Source organism: Pseudomonas bohemica (assembly GCF_002934685.1).
Classification (GTDB): domain Bacteria; phylum Pseudomonadota; class Gammaproteobacteria; order Pseudomonadales; family Pseudomonadaceae; genus Aquipseudomonas; species Aquipseudomonas bohemica.
This window is the reverse complement of record NZ_NKHL01000121.1, coordinates 145,570-161,444: the sequence shown is the minus strand read 5'-3', so window position 1 is coordinate 161,444 and position 15,875 is coordinate 145,570. Positions and strand designations below refer to the sequence as shown.

At 61.3% G+C, this 15,875-nt stretch carries 15 protein-coding genes; 8 read left to right on the top strand and 7 right to left on the bottom strand.

From position 1 onward, the window contains the following. Position 1 precedes the first annotated feature (1 nt). The 8 genes from CE491_RS28270 to gspD are packed head-to-tail and all read left to right on the top strand — an operon-like array spanning position 2 to position 6,638. Positions 2–439 (top strand): type II secretion system protein, encoded by a 438-nt coding sequence (locus CE491_RS28270; RefSeq protein WP_110951615.1) that lies wholly within the window; start codon positions 2–4, stop codon positions 437–439. Further along, entirely contained in the window at positions 436–804 is a 369-nt protein-coding gene (locus tag CE491_RS28265) for a prepilin-type N-terminal cleavage/methylation domain-containing protein (RefSeq protein WP_110951614.1), read from the top strand. Before CE491_RS28270 ends, CE491_RS28265 begins: the two co-directional genes overlap by 4 nt. Continuing rightward, a complete protein-coding gene (locus CE491_RS28260) occupies positions 801–1,412 on the top strand; it encodes a prepilin-type N-terminal cleavage/methylation domain-containing protein (RefSeq protein ID WP_110951613.1) in 612 nt (203 codons plus the stop codon). Before CE491_RS28265 ends, CE491_RS28260 begins: the two co-directional genes overlap by 4 nt. Further along, positions 1,409–2,131, top strand: a complete 723-nt coding sequence (locus tag CE491_RS28255) for a general secretion pathway protein GspK (RefSeq protein WP_110951612.1) — start codon at positions 1,409–1,411, stop codon at positions 2,129–2,131. The genes CE491_RS28260 and CE491_RS28255 overlap by 4 nt, the downstream gene beginning before the upstream one ends. After that, on the top strand, positions 2,128–3,159 hold the full coding sequence (locus tag CE491_RS28250) for a type II secretion system protein GspL (RefSeq protein WP_110951611.1): 1,032 nt from the start codon (positions 2,128–2,130) through the stop codon (positions 3,157–3,159). Before CE491_RS28255 ends, CE491_RS28250 begins: the two co-directional genes overlap by 4 nt. Next, positions 3,149–3,790, top strand: coding sequence for a type II secretion system protein GspM (gspM, locus tag CE491_RS28245; RefSeq protein WP_110951610.1), 642 nt, complete (start codon positions 3,149–3,151; stop codon positions 3,788–3,790). The genes CE491_RS28250 and gspM overlap by 11 nt, the downstream gene beginning before the upstream one ends. Then, the gene (locus CE491_RS28240) at positions 3,787–4,302 is read left to right on the top strand and encodes a general secretion pathway protein GspN (RefSeq protein ID WP_110951609.1); all 516 of its coding nucleotides are present in this window, start codon (positions 3,787–3,789) and stop codon (positions 4,300–4,302) included. The genes gspM and CE491_RS28240 overlap by 4 nt, the downstream gene beginning before the upstream one ends. Then, positions 4,299–6,638 carry a type II secretion system secretin GspD gene (gene gspD / locus CE491_RS28235; protein ID WP_110951608.1) on the top strand — a complete coding sequence of 780 codons (2,340 nt, stop codon included), beginning with the start codon at positions 4,299–4,301 and terminating at the stop codon, positions 6,636–6,638. The genes CE491_RS28240 and gspD overlap by 4 nt, the downstream gene beginning before the upstream one ends. Before the next feature lie 250 nt (positions 6,639–6,888). Here gspD and CE491_RS28230 read toward each other — a convergent pair whose 3' ends face one another. From CE491_RS28230 to CE491_RS28200, 7 genes are all read right to left on the bottom strand, one after another. Continuing rightward, a complete protein-coding gene (locus CE491_RS28230; protein WP_110951607.1) occupies positions 6,889–8,313 on the bottom strand; it encodes a hypothetical protein in 1,425 nt (474 codons plus the stop codon). 75 nt (positions 8,314–8,388) lie between these two features. Beyond that, the gene (locus CE491_RS28225; RefSeq protein ID WP_110951942.1) at positions 8,389–9,531 is read right to left on the bottom strand and encodes an iron-containing alcohol dehydrogenase; all 1,143 of its coding nucleotides are present in this window, start codon (positions 9,529–9,531) and stop codon (positions 8,389–8,391) included. Positions 9,532–9,735: 204 nt separating this feature from the next. Further along, the gene (locus tag CE491_RS28220; RefSeq protein WP_110951606.1) at positions 9,736–11,109 is read right to left on the bottom strand and encodes a sigma-54 interaction domain-containing protein; all 1,374 of its coding nucleotides are present in this window, start codon (positions 11,107–11,109) and stop codon (positions 9,736–9,738) included. Between the two features lie 203 nt (positions 11,110–11,312). Beyond that, positions 11,313–12,137 carry an ABC transporter permease gene (locus CE491_RS28215; protein ID WP_110951605.1) on the bottom strand — a complete coding sequence of 275 codons (825 nt, stop codon included), beginning with the start codon at positions 12,135–12,137 and terminating at the stop codon, positions 11,313–11,315. A gap of 11 nt (positions 12,138–12,148) precedes the next feature. After that, on the bottom strand, positions 12,149–13,396 hold the full coding sequence (locus tag CE491_RS28210) for an ABC transporter permease (protein WP_110951604.1): 1,248 nt from the start codon (positions 13,394–13,396) through the stop codon (positions 12,149–12,151). Between the two features lie 103 nt (positions 13,397–13,499). Beyond that, positions 13,500–14,531 (bottom strand): polyamine ABC transporter substrate-binding protein, encoded by a 1,032-nt coding sequence (locus tag CE491_RS28205; protein WP_110951603.1) that lies wholly within the window; start codon positions 14,529–14,531, stop codon positions 13,500–13,502. 90 nt (positions 14,532–14,621) lie between these two features. Then, positions 14,622–15,746 carry an ABC transporter ATP-binding protein gene (locus CE491_RS28200; RefSeq protein ID WP_110951602.1) on the bottom strand — a complete coding sequence of 375 codons (1,125 nt, stop codon included), beginning with the start codon at positions 15,744–15,746 and terminating at the stop codon, positions 14,622–14,624. Positions 15,747–15,875: the final 129 nt, after the last annotated feature.

Sequence of the window (15,875 nt, the reverse complement as noted above, 5' to 3'; positions counted from 1 at the left end):
CATGCGCGCCCTGCCCCGCGCCCGCGGCTTCACCCTGTTCGAACTGTTGGTGGTGATCGTATTGATCGGCATCAGCGTCGCTCTGATGGGCTATGGCGTGGGCAACGGGTTGCAGGCCGCGGGTGAGCGCCGTGCGTTAAGCGCGACGGTTCAGGCGCTGCGCGCAGCCCGGGTGCAGGCCATTGTCACCGGGCAACCGGCACAGACTCGCTTTGACCTGCGTAATGGACGCTTCCAGGGCCCGCGACAGAAGGTTCAGCAGTTGCCGCGTGACATGCAGCTTACCTTGCAGACGGCCGACGGCCTGGGCTCGGCATTCGACTTCTACCCCGATGGCGGCTCCAGCGGCGGTCACCTGCTGTTGTCACGCGGCGACAAACGTTGGCGTATCGACATCAGCTGGCTGACGGGCAACGTTCAGTTGCGCACGCTTAATTGACCGGCCAGCGCGGCTTTACCTTGCTGGAAATGCTCGCTGCACTGGCTGTGCTGGCGCTGTGCAGCAGTGTGCTGGTGGTCGCATTCGGGCAAAGCGCGCAAGCGTTGCAGCAGGCGCAGCGCAGTGACCGATTGAGTCTGGCGGCGCGCTCATTGATGGATGAAGCCAGCGCCGGTCGTCTGGAATCAGGACGTACCGAAGGCCATTGGAGCGGCGTGAAGTGGCAACTGGATGTCAGCAGCCTGCCGGCCGGCAATGTCTCGGCACAGGCGTGGCGCCTGGATTTGAAGGTCAGCGATGGAGCCCGCCAGGCACACTTCAGCAGCCTTCAAGTGCGCAGCGCAGGTTCGGGGGCCGCTCGATGACACGCCGAATGCAGGGCTTCACGTTGCTCGAAGTGCTGGTGGTGATCAGCCTGCTGGGCGTGTTGCTGACCCTGGTGGGCGCCGCCATCACCGGGGCCAACCGCGCCATGGGCAAGGCTGAACGCTACAGCACGCGTCTGGACGAGGTGCGCTCGACGCAGAATTTTCTGCATCGCGTGGTGGGTCAGGCATTGCCCCTGGCAGCCGGTGCGCCGGGTACTGAGCAGTCACCGGTATTCAAAGGCGATGCGCAGAGCATGACGTTCTACGCGCCGCTGCCGGCAACGCTGGGTGGAGGTTTGTACCGCTACAGCCTGGCGCTGGTCGCCGGGCATCGCTTGCAGGTCAGTCTGGAGCGCCTGCAAGGTCAGGCATTGCTGCCGATGGGCGAACCGCAAGTGCTGCTGCATCAGGTGCAGAGCGTGCAGTTCAGCTACCGCGGCGTATCGCCCAAGGGTGAGGCCAGTGGCTGGCTGGATCAGTGGCCGTGGCCGGGACGCCTGCCGCTTGGCGTACGGGTCGATGCGCAGCTTTCAGGGCCTGTGCCCTGGCCGATGCAGAGCATTGCCGTGCGCCTGGACTTGTCCGGCGAGGCGCATGCGCTATGAAGCGTCAACGCGGCGTCGCGCTGCTGTTGGTGCTGTGGGTACTGGCGCTGCTGAGCACCTTGCTGGCCGGACTGCTGGGCTGGGTGCACCTGCAGAACCGTCAGGCGCTGTGGCAACGGCAGCAGACTCAGTCGTTGCTGGCCGCCCAGGCGGGTGTCGGCATGGCGGTGCTGGCGCAATTGGACCGCGATCCCGAGCGGCATTGGATTGCAGACGGTCAGGCCCATCAATTGCGCTTTGACGATGCGCAGCTGGCGGTCAGCCTGAGCAGCGAGAAGGGCAAGCTGGATTTGAATACCGCCCCTGCCGAGGCGTTCGCGCATCTGGTAACGGCGTGCGGGGCAGCGCCGGAGTTGTCGCAGCGAATGGCGCAGTCACTGGAGCAACGTCGCGGTGGCGGACGGGCGCCGTTGCGCATGATCGAAGAACTGCGCGAGCTGTCCGGCATGACCCAACCGCTGTATCAGTGCGCGGCCGACAACGTGACCCTCTGGAGCGGCCAAACGATGCCGGATGCACGTATGGCCTCGGCCTGGCTGCGGCGTGCGTTGAGCCTGCCGCAGGTCGCAGGCGCCACCCGGGATGCAGGTCCCGTGATCACCATCAGCAGTCAGGCGACATTGCCCGGCGGACACACCACGACGCTAAGCGTCACGCTCTTACTGAACCCATCGAAGGAGGGGACTCGACCTTACCGGGTCCTGCGCTGGCAAGAATGAAGCAATTACTTTTACAGCGTCTGACGCCCCCGCTCTCTCGGGTGCAGCGACATTGGCGCGACAGCCCTGCGCAACGTCTCTGGCAAGCCTGGCTGCGCGAACTGCAGGCGCTGCTGCCTGCGAGCGCGCGTGCCCGGTTGCTGCCGCAGGTTCGCGAGCAGCAAATCGACTGGCCGCTGCCTGCCTCGTTTCATCAGCATGCAGGCGAACGCCTGGTTTTGCTGCTGCCCGCCAGTATGGTTCTGGCACAGCCACTGCAGTTGCCTTTGGGCGCCCTGCGCGATCTGCACAGCGTGGTCGGCTTCGAACTGGACAAGTACACCCCCTTCCCGCGTGAGCAGATGCAGTACGTTGCGCGGGTACTTGGCAAAGGCAAAACTCTGGCGCAGGTCATGCTGGTTGCCATCCTGCGTGAGCGTTTGCAGACGATTCTCGACAGTTGCGCAGAACAAGGGCTGGCCTTGCACCGCGTGGATTGCCGCAGCGCCGACGGCCAGCCGCTGGGCCTCGACTTATTGCCCGCCGGGCTCAAACCCCCACGCGTTCGCAGTGCGCGTCTGCCACGTTACCTGGGCTGGGCCTGTGGCGTCTTGCTGCTGACTTGCATGGTGCTGTGGCTGGATGCTCGCTCGGCCATGGTCCAGAGCATGCAGCAGAGTGTGGAGCAGCAGCGCCAACAGGTGCAACAGGTACAGCAATTGCGCCGTGAATTGATCAACACGCAGGGTGCAGCGCGCTATCTGGCCCAACAGAAGGCCGCCCAGCCGACACTGAGCAGCGTGCTGGTGGACCTGACCGGCTGTCTGGGCGCTGACACATGGGTGGAGCAGCTGGAAATATCGGACAGCGGCGGGGTTTCCATTACGGGTCAGAGCGCCGGAGCCAGCGCCTTGATCAGCCGCATGAAAGGCTGCAAGACCCTTCGCGACGTGCAGTTCCAGGGCATCATCCAGCCTGACGCACAGACCGGGAAAGAACACTTTTCACTGCGGGCCCAATTACACCGGGAGGCCTCCGATGCGTCGTGATCTCAACGCCCGCGAGCGACGCGGCGCCGCACTCATTGGCTTGGCTCTGGTGCTGGCCGCCGCATGGTGGCTGCTGGTGCAAAGCTGGTTCCTCGATCCCCTGCTGGCGCTACAGGACCAGGCCGACGCGCTGCGCGAACAGCAGCAGCGTTACGCCGGGGTCGTGGAGCAACGCGAGACGCTGCAGCAGCAATTACAGACAGCCCGCCGTGACCCTTCCAGCCGCAGCAGTCTGTTACCCGGCGAAGATCCCAGCGCCGTGGCCGCCGAACTGATGCAGCGCACGCTGGACAAGGTCAAGGCTCATGCCAATGAAGGCCCTGGCTGCGAGGTGACGCAGCGCATGCCGATCATGCCGGAGTCGGACAGTGCCGAGCCCTATCGACAGGTGAAGGTAAGCCTGACGCTGGAATGCGCCATGGAGCCGCTGACCAACCTGCTGCACGAGCTGGAATATGCCCAGCCGTTTCTGTTCATCGACAACCTGAGCATTCGCCGCGCAACGACAGCACCGTCCAGCGGCGCTGCGGGCCGTCTGCAAGTGCATCTGCTGCTGCGCGGCTATCTGCAACAGGCCAAGGCTTCACAACCTCCGGCACCCTCATCTGCGCCCAAGGAGCCTGAAGCATGAAGCTCGATATCCTGACCCTCGGCCTGTTGGGCACCGCTGCTTTGCTGGCGGGTGCGGTCGTGAGCCTGGCAGGCGGCGCGGGCCAGTCCGTGTCCTGGTTACCGCCCAGCCAGGTCCGCGAGACAGTCAAGGTGGCCGCACCTGCGCCAATGGCAGACATGCCTGCGCAAGCACTGGCGCTGACGTGGCAGCAATCGATGTTCAGCCCTGATCGCCAACCTGATCCGGTCAACGGCACTGCCGGCACTTCTTCGCTGGACGGCACGCGTCTGACCGGAGTGATCATCGACGGCCAAGCTCAATGGGTGCTTCTGCAATTGCCAGACAAACGCACTATCAAGCTTGCGGTCGGTAGCGCATTGGACAGTGGCTGGACCCTGACCGGCGTCACCCCACAGCAAGCCACCTTTACCGGTCAAGGCCAGACTCGCCAACTGCGCCTGACCCTGCTTCGCCTTCCTCCGCCATCAAAAGCACATCCCATTACTCTTCCAAACGTACCCACACCATGAACAATCGCTACCCTGAGTTTTCCCGTTTGCGCAGCCCGCTGCTGTGCCTGGCCACCGCCGTGGCACTGGCCGGTTGCGCCTCTTCCCCGGAGCGTTTCGAAAACGACCCGGCCCTGATGCAGGAAGCACTCAATGGCACAGGCTCGCAGCGCGCCCCTGTGAGTGACGCACCCGTCGTCGCAGCGAACCCGGCGGCAGCGCCAGCCACCGCTTCGGCCCGCCGGCAGATCATTCGCGGCAGCCAGACCTTCGTCCACGGCCCAGGCTCGGCCAAGGCCGTGCCCAGTGCGCAAGGCACTGCCGATGCCAAGGCCGATATCGTTTTCAACTTCACCAATCAGCCCATCGAAGCCGTCATCAACAGCGTGATGGGTGACTTGCTGCATGAGAACTACAGCATCGCCCAGGGCGTAAAAGGCGATGTCAGCTTTTCCACATCGCAGGCGGTCAACAAGCAACAGGCGCTGTCGATTCTCGAGACCCTGTTGTCGTGGACCGACAATGCAATGATCCGCCAGGGCGATCGCTACGTGATCCTGCCGGCCAATCAGGCGGTAGCCGGTAAGTTGGTGCCGGAGATGCCGGTATCCAGGCCCGCCAACGGTTTGTCGGCGCGCCTGTATCCGCTGCGCTACATCTCGGCCACCGAGATGCAGAAACTGCTCAAACCCTTTGCCCGTGATAATGCTTTTCTGCTGGTCGATCCAGCGCGCAACGTGCTCAGCCTCGCAGGCACACCGGACGAGTTGGCCAATTATCAGGACACCATCGACACCTTCGACGTGGACTGGCTTAAAGGCATGTCGATCGGCGTGTACGGCTTGCAGCGCGCCACCGTCGGCGAGCTGATGCCGGAACTCCAGAAAATGTTCGGCCCCAACAGCGGCATGCCCCTGGCGGGCATGGTGCGTTTTCTGCCAATCGAACGGACCAATTCGGTGGTGGCCATTTCCGCGCAGCCCGCTTATCTGAGTGAAGTCGGCGACTGGATTCACACCATTGATGAAGGCGGCGGCAACGAGCCGCAAATGTACGTCTATGACGTACGCAACATGAAGGCGTCCGATCTGGCCAAGTACTTGCGGCAGATCTATGGCAACGGGCAGATCAAGGACGACACGGCCGCCAAAGTGGCGCCGGGCCTGCGCACCCGCACCTTGTCGTCCCTTAACGGCAGCGCCAGCAGCAACGGCAGCGGCCTGAGCGGCACGGGCGTGAGTGGCATGAACGGAACCGGCATGGGTGGCACGGGCCAAGGGTTGGGCTCTACCGCGAGCAGCGGCACCAGTCAGACAGGACTGCAACAGGGCAGTGACGACTCGGACAACGACGATGCCGATGAAAACGCCGACAGCGGCACAGAAGACCAGAGCACCGGCAACACAGGCACTGCCGCCGCCAGCCAGCGTCTGGACGACAGCACGCGTATCACCGCGCAGAAGAGCAGCAATCAGCTGCTGGTTCGCACGCGTCCAGCGCAATGGGCGGAGATCGAAGCAGCCATCAAACGCCTGGACAACGCGCCGCTGCAGGTGCAGATCGAGACCCGCATTCTGGAGGTCAACCTCAGCGGTGAGCTGGACCTGGGCGTGCAGTGGTATCTGGGGCGTCTGGCGGGTAATTCCACCAGCACCACCGTTGCCAACACGGCCGGCAGTCAAGGCGCGCTGGGGGGTGGCGGCGCCGGTTTAGGTGCCACGGATTCGCTGTTCTATTCATTCGTCAGCAACAACCTGCAGTTTGCCCTGCACGCCCTGGAAACCAGCGGACGCACGCAGGTGCTGTCGGCGCCTTCGCTGGTGGTGATGAACAATCAGCAGGCGCAGATTCAAGTAGGCGACAACATTCCGATCAGCCAGACCACCGTCAACACCAGCACTTCGGACACTACGTTGAGCAGTGTCGAATATGTGCAGACCGGGGTGATACTGGATGTCGTGCCACGCATCAATCCGGGCGGCCTGGTGTACATGGATATCCAGCAGCAGGTCAGCGATGCCGACAGCACCGCGACCACCGACACCAACGGCAACCCGCGCATCTCCACCCGCTCTGTGTCGACCCAGGTTGCGGTACAAAGCGGGCAGACCGTGTTGCTGGGCGGACTGATCAAGCAGGACAACAGCGACACGGTGTCGGCAGTGCCTTACCTGGGACGTGTACCTGGCCTTCGCTGGTTGTTCGGCAACACCAGCAAGACCAAGAAGCGCACGGAGCTGATCGTGCTGATCACGCCGCGGGTTGTCACCAGCAATAGTCAGGCGCGACAAGTGACCGATGATTACCGACAGCAGTTGCAATTGATCAGACCTGCGCAGAGCGTGCAGCCAATGTGACCCTGCAGGCCTCTTCGCGAGCAAGCTCGCTCCCACAGATTATTCATTGCCGATGGGTCAGTAACGGGCCCAAGGTCGGGAGCCGCTTTTTTGGTCCGGCTGGAAGGCGTAGCGCAACGTCATGCCGGGCCGTTCAACCGACTTGTTCCTTCACAGCAATGAAAAACTGTCGGAGTGAGCTTGCTCACGAAAGCTGAATCACAGCCGCCACACTCGATGGATGTGCCGGCCTCTTCGCGAGCACAGACTATCAATCCACCAACGCGTCTTCCTTCAGGCGCTCGGCGTTGACGACGGGCTTGGCATCAGGCGCCTTCAAGTCTTTGGTAAAGGTGCCATCCACTTCTCCCTTGAAGAAGTTCTTGCCGTAAATCAGCAGGCACAGCACGACGCCAATCCCGAACGCCCAGCTTGCGCCCTTGATCGCCAGTACCGCGCCGATCACGCCGGCGATGCCCAGATCACGTTGACTGCGTGCTTCGAGAATCCCCAGACGCACACTCACGTAACCCTGAATCAGCAAGGTCAGCGACAGCGCCACGCCGAGGATCGGTTGCACCAGCGTCACCACCGGCAACAGCAGCAAACCGGTGTTGGTGCCCCAGCGAAAAGAACCGACACCGCCGATGATCGACTGCATCGCCTTCGGCCCGCCCTTGAAGCGTTCGATCACCACCACCAGCATTGCCGCCCATTTCGGGCCGCACATGGCGACATCCGGGCCGAAGATGCTCATCAAAGCGTTCCGCGCACCGAAGATCAGATGGGCACGATCCGGGTTGTAATCAACCACTTCATCGGTGCGAACAGTTTCTGCTTCATCGAGTAACGCCTTGGCACTGAGCACGTCACCAAAGACGATGATGTACACCGCCAGCATGGTCGGCAGCGCCGAAATGAACATCGACAGCGGTGGCATGCCCAGACCGAATACCGTGTAGTGGCTCCACAGACCGGCGAAATCCGGCTTGCTGATGCCCCACTGAATGGTCGGCCACGGCGCTTCACCAAACAGCGGTGCGATGACCACGGCCAGCAGAATGATCGGCAGGATGCCCAACTTGGCAAAATTCCACCAAAAGCGGTTGCGCTGTTTCAGCTCGTTGAAGTGCTGGGAGAAGATTAGATAGAACGCGATCCCCACCGCGATGGAGATGGTCCACGGCAACACGTTGAATTTGCCGCCGACCTGAAATACCGCGATCACTGCACTCAGCCCCGCGCCGACGATAATCCCGGACTTGATCGCCGACGGCACGTATTCCACGACCTTCTTCGCCATGCCGGTCGCCCCCAGCGCGACCGAGAACACCCCGAGCATCAACTGGAAGGCGATCAAGGCATGGACACGCTCCGGGCCCACTGGAAATTGTGCGCAGTAGGCCATCAACAGTGGGACCGCCGGGGTAATCCAGCCGGGCACGGTCGGGTCGCCCAGCAAATGGTGAGTCAGATACAGCAGGCCGTTGAGCATCACCACCGCCAGAGCCACCTCGAACGGCATGCCGAGCAATTCGGTCATCAGCGGGATGGCGGCCAGGTCCACGGCGCACATCAGCAGCCCTTGCAGGTAGTCCGGCATCTCGAGTTTGTAATGAATGAACGGCAGCCGGACCTTGAACGGGCCGAGCGGGATGTACGGGCTTTCGCTCCGCGGCTGAGGAGTGTTGGACATGGTGTGTACCTGTTTTATTGGTCTTGTGTCGGCAAACGCCCGTACCTGTCGGCCGGGCGTTCTGGCATTTCAGAATCAGTAGGCAGCGCGGTAGATTTTCTCGATGTCGGCGGCGGTGAGTTTGCGCGGGTTGTTGCGCATCAGACGGTCGATCTTGCTGGCCTCTTCGGCCATGGCCGGAATCGCCTCTTCAGGCACATTGAAACTGCGCATGCCGGACGGGATGTCCACCGCAGCGCACAGGTCGGCCATGGCCTGGACGGCCTGATCGGCGGCGTCCTTGTCGCTCAGGTCGGCAACACGCAGGCCCATGGCTTCGGCGATATCACGGAAGCGCTCGACGCAGGCCATTTTGTTCCACGCCATTACGTAGGGCAGCAGCAGCGCGTTACTGACGCCATGAGCGATGTTGAAACGCCCGCCCAACGGATACGCCAGCGCATGCACCGCACCCACCCCGGCGTTGCCGAAGGCCATGCCGGCCATGAGGCTGGCGGTGGCCATGTCTTCGCGGGCCTGCAGGTTGGACGGGTTGGCGTAAGCCTTGGGCAGCGCCTTGGTGATCAGCTTGATGGCACCCAGCGCGATGGCGTCGGTAATCGGCGAGGCATTGACCGAAAGATACGACTCCACCGCATGCACCAGTGCATCGACGCCGCTGGCCGCTGTCACGCTACGTGGGCAGGTCAGGGTCATGATCGGGCTGACCAGGGCGACGTCCGGCAGCAGGTAATCGCTGACGATGCCCTTTTTCAGCTGCGCCTCTTTATCGGAAAAGATAGCGACGTTGGTCACTTCAGAACCGGTACCGGCGGTGGTCGGAATAGCGATCAATGCCGGGCCCTTGCGCTTGACCATATCCACACCGAACAACTCGGCCAGCGGCCCTTCATGCCCGGCGAACGCCGCTACGCCCTTGGCGATGTCGATGGCGCTGCCGCCGCCCAGTCCGATCAAGCCGTCATGCTCACCTTCGCGATAAGCGCGGGTGCAGTCCTCGACGATGGAAATTTCCGGCTCGGGTTTGACCTGATCGAACAGGCCGTAGCGACGTCCACCCAGTTGCGCCAACGCCAGATCGACGGTGCCGGACTTAACCAGAATGGCATCGGTGACGATCAGGGGATTGTTGACGTTGAGGCGGGTCAGCTCGGCGGCAAGCTGCTCGATGGCGGCTGGGCCGGTGATCAGTTTATTGGCGATTTTGAAGGCAGTGATTTTGGATGTAGAAAGGCTCACCGGGTTCGTCCTGTGTACGTTGTTTTATCGGAAGACGTGCCGAATGAGAGAGCGAAAGCTGTGCCAACCCGCGCAAAGCACCGTGGTCAAGGCGTTTGCGCGAATCGTTTGGAGTTAAAAAGGGATTTGAGCGGAAAGTTCTGATCAGCTTTTTGATCGATTTACAGGGCCTTGATTGAAATCCTAATCAGAGCGTTCCCAGCGTTTCATCTTCTGCACCACGGTCGCTTGGCTGACGCCCAGTGCCTTGGCCGCCAGCCGCGTGGTCTTGTGTACCTGGAGCGCGGCACGAATCGCCGAACGCTCGGCATTCTCCAGCACCTTGCGCAACGGCAGGCGACTGTCGTCGGTGGTCTGCGGATTGAGGTTGAGGATTTCCTCGGGCAGATCCAGCGCCTCTATGGTGCCGTTCAGGTTGGTCACCACCAGACGCTCGACGATGTTGATCAACTCGCGAATGTTGCCAGGCCAGGCGTATTCACACAGCAGATCGAGGGCTTCGAGGCTCCACCGCACATTGCGCTCATAACGGCTGTTGAAGCTGTCGAGGTAGTAATGCAGCAGCGGCGGTATTTCTTCACTGCGCTCGCGCAGGGCCGGGATGCTGATCGGTACCACATTGAGCCGATAGAACAAGTCGGCACGAAAGCGCCCCTCGGCCACCAGTTGTTTGAGGTCGTGGTGAGTGGCGCTGATGATGCGCACATCCACCTCTTTCAACTCCAGGCCACCCACGGGGATGAAGCGGCTTTCTTCGATGACCTTGAGCAGCTTGACCTGCACTGGCAGCGGCAGATCGCCGATCTCATCGAGAAACAGGGTGCCGTGATGCGCCAGCTCCAGCAGGCCGCGTTTGCCCTTCGGGCCTGCCCCGGTAAACGCGCCGGGGGCATAGCCGAACAACTCGGCTTCGATCAGGTTCTCGGGCAAGGCGCCGCAATTCAGCGCCAAAAACGGCTCGCTGGCACGTGGGCTGGCATTGTGGATGAACTGGGCGACGAGGGTTTTGCCGACACCGGTTTCGCCTTGCAGCAGGACTTTTACCGAGCTGCTGGCTACCTGACGGGCCAAGGCGAACACCCGGCCGGATACCTCCTGATCGGCCATCAGCGGCGAGTGCAAAAGATTGTCCCGCTGACCGGCATGGAGCTTGGCCGTACTGTGGCGCAGTTGCTTGAGCTGCTGCAATTCATCGCGCTCATGCTTCATGCGCAGCAGTTCGGTCATGTCACGTACGGTGCTGACGACGTAGGAAATGCGGTGGTTGGCATCGAGAATGGGCGTCGCGCTGACCAACAGCTTCTTGCCCTGACTCAGGCTTTGCATCACCGACACGGGGCGGCCTTCCTGCAACACGCGCAAGGAAGCCGATTGCGAGATAACGCCCGCCTTCACCAGTTCCTGCATGGGCCTGCCGATCAGGTCGGCACCGCTGAGTCCGGTCAGTCGCTCATAGGCGTGATTGACCTTGAGTGTCTTGCCGTCGCCATCGGTAATGTAGACGCCGTCGTGCAAAGCGTTGAGCAGTTCTTCGAAACTGGCGTCGTTGACGTTCACCGAGGGGCTCCGTGCGTGATGGGTCGCGAAGAGGGAGTTTAAACGGTGATGGCGCAATTGATACAAAACCCGGATCGCGATCAACCTGAGTGATCGTTCCCACGCTGCGCGTGGTAACACCCGAGCGGACGCTTTGCGTCCATGTGACGCGGAGCGTCATGAGAGGCATGCCCACGCAGAGCGTGGGCACGATCAGAAACCGATCACTCCACCGCTGTACGCAGCTTCTCACTGCGCCCGCGCAACCATTCCAGCACCAGCAACAGAATCACTGAAAACCCAATCAACAGGGTTGCAGCGGCGGCGATGGTCGGGCTGAGGTTTTCGCGGATGCCGCTGAACATCTGCCGTGGCAGGGTTGCTTGCTCTGGCCCGGCGAGGAACAGGGTCACCACCACTTCATCGAACGAGGTCGCGAAGGCGAACAGCGCCCCGGAAATCACCCCCGGCGCAATCAGCGGCAGGGTTACGCGACGAAACGCAGTCACCGGCGAGGCCCCCAGGCTGGCCGCTGCACGCACCAGGTTGTAGTTGAAACCCTGCAACGTGGCCGACACCGTGATGATCACGAACGGCACGCCCAAGACGGCATGCACCAGAATCAACGAGGTGTAACTGTTGCCCAGCCCCAGCGGCGCGAAGAACAGATAACTCGCGACCCCGACGATTACCACCGGTACCACCATCGGCGAGATCACCAGCGCCATCACCAGCGATTTGCCGGGGAAGTTGCTGCGGGTCAGACCAATCGCAGCCAGTGTGCCGAAACCCATTGCCAGCACGGTGGCGGCCGGGGCGACGATCAGGCTGTTTTTCAGCGAACGCATCCACTCGGCCGAGCCGAAGAAGTCCTGATACCAGTGCAACGAAAAGCCCTGCTGCGGGTAGACCAGAAAGCTCCCGGAGTTGAACGACAGCGGCACGATCACCAGGACCGGCAGCACCAGAAACAACAGGATCAGACCGCACAGGGTGCGCAGCGTGTAATGCCAGAGCCGTTCGGCAGGCGAGGAATAAGGGCTCAACATGATCTTTCTCCTCAGCTCAGACGCAGACGACTGGCGCCAACCAGCCAGCTATAAATCAGGTACAGCACCACGGTCGCCAGTAACAGCAGGCCGCCCAACGCAGTCGCCATCCCCCAGTTGATGCTGGTGTTGGTGTAGAACGCCACGAAATAGCTGACCATCTGATCGTTAGGGCTGCCGAGCAGCGCCGGGGTGATGTAGTAGCCGATGGACAGGATGAACACCAACAGACAGCCCGCGCCAATGCCTGCGTAGGTCTGCGGGAAATACACCCGCCAGAAGCTGGCGAATGGGTTGCAGCCCAGGGAAATGGCCGCACGCATGTAGGTCGGTGAGATGCCTTTCATCACGCTGTAGATCGGCAGGATCATGAACGGCAGCATGATATGCACCATCGAGATATAAACCCCGACCCGGTTGAACACCAGTTCCAGCGGCTTATCGATGATCCCCAGGGCCATCAGCGCGCCGTTGATCAGGCCGCTCGATTGCAGCAGCACGATCCACGCGGCGACACGCACCAGAATCGAAGTCCAGAACGGCAATAGCACCAGAATCATCAGCAGGTTGCTCTGCCGTGCCGGAAGGTTGGCCAACAGATAGGCCAAGGGATAGGCCAGCAGCAGACAGATCGCGGTGATCACCAGGCCCATCCAGAAAGTGCGGGCGAAGATGTCGATGTAGATCGCCTGGTCGGGGGTCGCAGACGCCACTTCACCGAGATCATCGATACGGTGGTCGACAGCGGCCAGCAGATAATAGGGGGTAAAACTTGAGGTATTGCGACGAATCGCCTGCCAGTACGCGGGGTCGCCCCAACGTTCGTCGATGGCCTCCAGCGCCGCCTTATAGGAAGACGGCTCTTCCTTGAACGGAACGGCGCGGGCAGTTTTCGCCAACAGACTGCGATAACCGGCAAGCTCCTGGTTCAGGCGTTTGGAAAGATCGCCCAGGGTCTGATTCTTGCGGCTCGCGGCCAAATCCTCACTCAGCGCCTTATAAGCCGGCTCCGGTGGCAGACCCTTGCCATCCCATCGTGACACTTGGGTAACGGTCAGCGGCAGACCGCCCACCACTTCAGGGTTGTTCACGCTCTTGTAGAGCAGCGCCGCAATCGGCACCAGAAACACCAGCAGCAGGAAAATCGCCAACGGCGCGATCAACGCCTGAGCCTTCCAGCGGTTGACGCGCTCGGCACGGGCCAAGCGTTGCTTCAAGGTCGGGCTGGCGCCTTCAGTCAGGGGCACGGCGGTGGCCATAGCGAACTCCGAAATCTTTCAACAAGGAGTGCGTTTTCTCCCTATGGCGAGGGAGAAAAACGCACCCGGATCTAACTCAACGCTTATCGCTAATGACAGCGGCTTATTTGGCCGCCCAGGAGTTGAAGCGCTGTTCCAGGCTCTCACCGAAATCAGCCCAGAATTTCACGTCGATCTGCACCTGATCCTTGATGTTCTCAGGGGTGGTCGGCATGTCTTTCAGGGTGTCGGCACTGAGCAGCGAAACAGCCTGGGTGTTGGCCGGACCGTAAGCGATGTTCTCGGAGTAGGTCTTCTGCTGTTCAGGCTTGAGGGTGTAAGCGAGGAATTTCTTCGCTTCTTCGGCATTTTTCGCGCCCTTCGGAATGGCCCAGGCGTCGAAGTCATACACGCCGCCGGTCCAGACCACTTTCAGGTTGCTTTCTTTCTGTACGGCCGCGATACGGCCGTTGTAAGCCGAACTCATGACCACGTCACCCGATTGCAGGAATTGCGGAGGCTGTGCGCCCGCCTCCCACCACTGAATGCTTGGCTTGAGCTTGTCGAGCATCTTGAAGGCGCGGTCCTGGCCTTCTTTGGTCGCCAGCACTTTGTACACGTCTTTCGGCGCAACGCCGTCGGCCATCAGGGCGAATTCCAGGGTGTATTTGGCTCCTTTACGCAGGCCACGCTTGCCCGGGAATTTCTCGGTGTTCCAGAAATCGGCCCAGCCGATAGGTGCGGTTTTGAGCTTGTCGGCGTTGTAGGCCAACACGGTAGACCACACGAAGAAGCCTACGCCGCAGGTCTGTATTGCACCCGGCACGTAGTCTTCTTTCTTGCCCAGGATCGCCGGGTCGATTTCTTCGAACATGTCTTCGTCGCAACCACGGGACAGCTCCGGCGATTCGACTTCCACCAGATCCCAGTTCACGCTCTTGGTGTCGACCATGGCTTTGACCTTGGCCATCTCACCGTTGTACTCGCCCGCGATGATCTTGCCGCCGCCAGCTTTTTCCCACGGTGCGTAGAAGGCTTTTTCCTGAGCCGTCTTGTTCGCGCCACCGAAGGAGATGACAGTCAGATCAGCTGCCATGGCTTGCGCCGCGCACATCATGCCGACCGTTAAGGCGGTGAGTTTCAATGTTTTGAGCATCTGTATTTCTCTCCACGAACAATGTTGTTTTAAGCGTTGGGGCGATTGATTCGCCTCTGGGTGACTCTGTTGACGCGTACCGCAGGTGAATCAATACGCTTCCTGCAAAGGGTCCAGCGCACGAGCGTGCTCGACCTGCCATCCAATGGGCACAACGTCGCCAACGCTCAATGCCGGATCCAGCTCGGCAATAGGCTGCTTGACGAAGAAATCGGTTTTACCGGCGACCTCCAGACGCACCCGCACGTGATCGCCCAGATAGATGAATTCGGCGACGCGACCGGAGAATCGGTTGACGCAACTTTCGCTTCGGCCGTTGAGGTTCACGCGCTCGGGGCGAATCGACAGCGTCACGGGGCTGCCCGCCGGTCCGACGTTGACCGCCAGCGCCTGGACCTTCTCGCCGCGAGTCAGGGCTACCAGGCAACGATCGCCGGTCTGGCTGAGCAAGGTGCCGTTGATGCGGTTGTTCTCGCCGATGAAGTTGGCGACAAAGGTGTTCTTCGGCTCTTCATACAACGTGCGCGGCGGCGCGATCTGCTGGATTTCGCCTTGGTGGAACACGGCCACGCGATCGGACATGGTCAGCGCTTCACCCTGATCGTGAGTGACGTAGACCACGGTCACGCCCAGACGCTGATGCAGATGCTTGATCTCCATCTGCATGTGTTCGCGCAACTGCTTGTCGAGTGCGCCAAGGGGTTCGTCCATCAGTACCAGTTGCGGCTCGAACACCAGCGCACGGGCCAACGCCACACGCTGCTGCTGACCACCGGACAACTGCGCCGGGTAGCGATGGGCGAAGGTGCCGAGTTGGACCATATCCAGCGCGCGTTTGACCTTCTCGGTGACATCGGTCTTGCTCATGCCTCGCACAGACAGCGGGAACGCCAGGTTCTCGGCGACAGTCATGTGCGGGAACAGGGCATAGTTCTGGAACACCATGCCGATGTCGCGCTTGTGCGGCGGCACGTTGTTGATCGAGCGACCGGCCAGCAGAATCTCCCCCGCAGTCGGTGTTTCGAAACCGGCGAGCATCATCAGGCTGGTGGTCTTGCCGGAACCCGAAGGCCCGAGCAGGGTGAGGAACTCGCCTTTGCGAATGTCCAGGTTGAGGTCTTTGACGATCAGGGCTTCGCCGTCGTAGCTCTTTTGCACACCGCGAAAGCTGACCAGAACATCACTCGCCCCAGCGCTTGAATCGACGTTGCTCATTACCCACACCTTTGAATTATCAACCGTGGGAGCAAGCGTAGATGAGGCTGCAGGCCACGCAAATCGGGGGGCAGGAGAGATTCGGCTAGGCGAGATGGAAGGTTCTTTGTAGGGATTGCCCTACAACGA